The following is a 3,265-nucleotide window of genomic DNA, read 5'->3' as shown; positions in this document are numbered from 1 at the left end:
AAGATTCGCTGCACTTCAGCTCGCCGCGACTGCAAGTCGGCGACGACCACACCGACGGTACTTTTGCCGGTGGCGATTTGAGCACGCGCCCAACGAGCAGCCAGCTCCAATTCATCGTCGGCGTCGCGAGCCGTCACAACGACTACCGAGCGCGCAGACTGCTCATCCTCGGAGACATCAATCACCTTCCCTTGCGAGCGCCAACGTTCGATGAGCCGAGCAATGGCGGGAGGAATGTTGTCGAAGCCCGCCAGCGCCAAGGTTTCTTCGGGCACGAAGTTGGCATCGTGCGCCCAGTGCGGCAAAAGGGTTTCGTCGATGGCCTGCAGCTTCTCGCAGCGTTGCAGAAACTCGCTGCACCACGCATGCAAGGCCTGGCCTTCAGTGCTGTCGCTACTCTGCAGGGCCGCCAACGGAATCAGATATTCCTGCATGCGCCGCCAGCTGCGCGCAGCGAGTCGAGCGGCATTGGAGGGATTCAACAAGTGCTCGCCCCATTCGCTGTCGTTCACCAACGAATCCCAAAGGATTCGCGCTTGAGCGTTGGTCAGCAGTCGAGCGTGATGGGAGTGAGCGCCGATGGCCCGCGACTCCAACCATTGCTGAGCGAGCCAAGTGGACCACGGCAGGATGCGAGGTGTGCGCCAGACAGACAGCCCTTGGCTCTGCGCATGCTGGGCGTAACCCAGCCGCAGCGCGTGCGCGAGCCGACGGCTCGCGGTGAGCACCGTGATGCCCCCCTTTTCAGGCGAGCTGGCGAGAACAGAATGGAGCTGCAATGCCCCTTAACTCATGACTGGCGGACGACTTTCAGATCCGGCGCCGCACGTGACACTGGCTGCGCGCCATCGGCGTAGCTGTCCAACAGTTCCTCCATGCGGCGGAACACGTCGGCCAACACTTCGGGCCGCGGCAGGTTGGTGATGCGGAAGTGAGTCTTGTAGGGCGTGTTGAAACTGGTGCCCGGCGCCAGCAACACATGCTTGTGTTCCAGCAGATCCATGGCGAAGCGTTGATCTTCGAAGGTCGGCAGCACGCCGTCCTTGATACCGACGAAGGCGTAGATGGCACCTTGCGGCGCGTGCACTTGCAGATACTTGCTCTTGGCGACGCCGTCGAGAATGGCCTGGCGCGATTCATACAAACGACCGCCCGGACGCGTCAGTTCTTGAATGCTCTGATAGCCGCCGAGCGCCGTCTGCACGGCCCATTGGCCGGGCACGTTGCTGCACAAACGCAGTGACGAAAGCTTGTCGAGCGCGCTCATGTATTCGCGGGCCGATTCGATCTCGCCCGAGAACGACACCCAACCGACACGATAACCGCAGGCGCGATAGACCTTGGACAGTCCCGACATGGTGGCGCACAGCGTGTTCTGCACCAGCGTGGCCATGGGCACGAACTTGGCGTCGTCATAGACGATCTGGTCATAGATCTCGTCGGAAAACACCACGAGATGATGACGCTCGGCAATGCGCGCGATGGCTTCGAGCGTGGCACGCGAATAGACGGCGCCAGTCGGATTGTTCGGGTTGATGACCACGATGGCTCGAGTGCGGCTGGTGATCAGCGCTTCGATCTCTTTCGGGTCCGGCTCGAAACCGTTCTCGGCATGACACGGATAGTGCACGGCGCGGCCGCGATTCAAATTCACCGCCGCGGTCCACAGCGGATAATTCGGCATCGGCACCAGCACTTCGTCGTCGGTGGACAACAAGGCACGCAGCACCAGGTCGATGAGTTCGCTGACGCCATTGCCCATGAACACTTCGTCGGCACTGACACCGCGGACGCCGCGGCTCTGCTGTTGCATCACCACTGCTTCGCGCGCCGGGAAAATGCCTTTCTGATGACTGTAGGCTTCGCTGGCTTTGAGATTTTCGATCATCGCCAGACGCATGGTCTCAGGCGTACGAAACCCGAACACGCCCGGGTTACCGATGTTCAGCGGGATGATGTCGTAGCCCCGCCGTTCCATCTCATGGGCGCGCCGTGCCAGGTCGCCGCGAATTTCGTATTTCACGTTGACGAGGCCGGAGCTGGGACGGATGGTGCGCATAACTAGCGAACTATGAGTGTGTGGAGAGTGTGTGGATGATCGTTACCGGCGGACTTTATAACAGAATCCATGCGCCCGAAGTGCGCACAGGTTCAAGGCCCCCAGACCATTACAGGAGGGTGCTATGGACGCCGTCAATGCTCGGTCAGTAACGAGCCGAAGCCCTCGATCTTGTCCTCGATGCCGGCACTGCGCAGCGCCTGCCAGTAGGTGCAGGTATTGACCGCCAGCACCGGTTTGCCGAGCCAGCGTTCGGCCTCTGCCGCCACCGACGCAAACGCCAGGTTGGTGCCCACCTGCAGGATCAGCTCGACGCTGCTGTCGTCCACCTCTCGCACGGCTCGTCGCAACCGCTCGGGCGGCTCGTGAGCCATCAGCAAGGGGCTGTTGCATTTCAAGCCCAGCAGGTTGACCACTTCCAGACCGCTGTCGGTGAATGAACGGCGCACCTGCGCGTCGCCCGACGGCATGTACGGAGTGATGACGCTGATCCGGCGAATGCCGCCGTAGCGCTGGATCGCCGCCTGGCAGGCCTGCACGCCCAGGATGACCTTCACTCCGGCGCGCGACTCGAGGTGTGCCTGCAACGCGTTGGCATCCAGAGCGCCTTCCCAAAAGGTCTCGGCCGACATGCCGAACACCACGGCTGACGGTGAACAAGCCATGACAGCGTCCAGCGCCCCTTCGATGGAGCCGCGCACCTGGCCCATCATGGCGGCAAACTCGCTTTCGGTGCCCACCGGCGAGTCGGGAATGACAACGCGGGCCATCTGATTGGTGACCCCGCGCGGCCGCATGGCGTCGTATTCCGGCTGCACGATGGTGTTGCTGGCGGGGGCAATGACACCGAGCTTCAGGCGGCTGGCGAGTGCATCAGGCATGGTTATTCAGGTCGTTATGCTGGAGCAGGCCGGCAGTCTAGCCGGCCTGGCTACCGGTAACCGAATTCCACGTCTCGAAATGCCGGCCCTACCCCCTGCCAGATGGGTCTTTTCCATTGCAGAACGGGGCGGTTACGCTGGCCGCCGTTCATTGACTCGCAGGCTGGCTTCCAGTAGCGTGCCCGGCCGCTGCGGCGGCCTGCAGCGGCAAATTAAGCGATCAATTAATCGGAGTCGACGTTGAGCAAGATTCTGGTGGGCTTAAAGCGCGTGGTGGACTACAACGTCCGCGTGCGCGTCAAACCCGACGGCACGGGTGTCGTGA

At 62.0% G+C, this 3,265-nt stretch carries 3 protein-coding genes and 1 pseudogene; 1 reads left to right on the top strand and 3 read right to left on the bottom strand.

All coding sequences use genetic code 11. From position 1 onward, the window contains the following. The 3 genes from JNL55_RS11750 to JNL55_RS11740 all read right to left on the bottom strand — a co-directional run. A partial coding sequence (locus JNL55_RS11750) for a hypothetical protein (protein WP_293853016.1) occupies positions 1-728 on the bottom strand: 728 nt, incomplete at its 3' end. Between the two features lie 62 nt (positions 729-790). Next, on the bottom strand, positions 791-2,059 hold the full coding sequence (locus JNL55_RS11745) for an aminotransferase class I/II-fold pyridoxal phosphate-dependent enzyme (protein ID WP_293853015.1): 1,269 nt from the start codon (positions 2,057-2,059) through the stop codon (positions 791-793). A gap of 134 nt (positions 2,060-2,193) precedes the next feature. Continuing rightward, complete coding sequence (locus tag JNL55_RS11740) at positions 2,194-2,940, bottom strand: hypothetical protein (RefSeq protein ID WP_293853014.1); 747 nt, start codon at positions 2,938-2,940, stop codon at positions 2,194-2,196. 240 nt (positions 2,941-3,180) lie between these two features. On the opposite strand from JNL55_RS11740, the pseudogene JNL55_RS37430 reads away from it, so the two are divergent. Beyond that, positions 3,181-3,265, top strand: a pseudogene (locus JNL55_RS37430) (EtfB protein); the annotation flags it as partial.

The organism is Steroidobacter sp. (assembly GCF_016790065.1).
Taxonomy (GTDB): domain Bacteria; phylum Pseudomonadota; class Gammaproteobacteria; order Steroidobacterales; family Steroidobacteraceae; genus Steroidobacter.
The sequence above is the reverse complement of the archived record's forward strand: the minus strand, read 5'-3'. Positions and strand labels throughout refer to the sequence as shown.

Bases quoted from the DNA above. Each gene is read 5' to 3' on its own strand.
- JNL55_RS11745 (WP_293853015.1), bottom strand. From the start codon at position 2,059: ATGCGCACCATCCGTCCCAGCTCCGGCCTCGTCAACGTGAAATACGAA.
- JNL55_RS11740 (WP_293853014.1), bottom strand. From the start codon at position 2,940: ATGCCTGATGCACTCGCCAGCCGCCTGAAGCTCGGTGTCATTGCCCCC.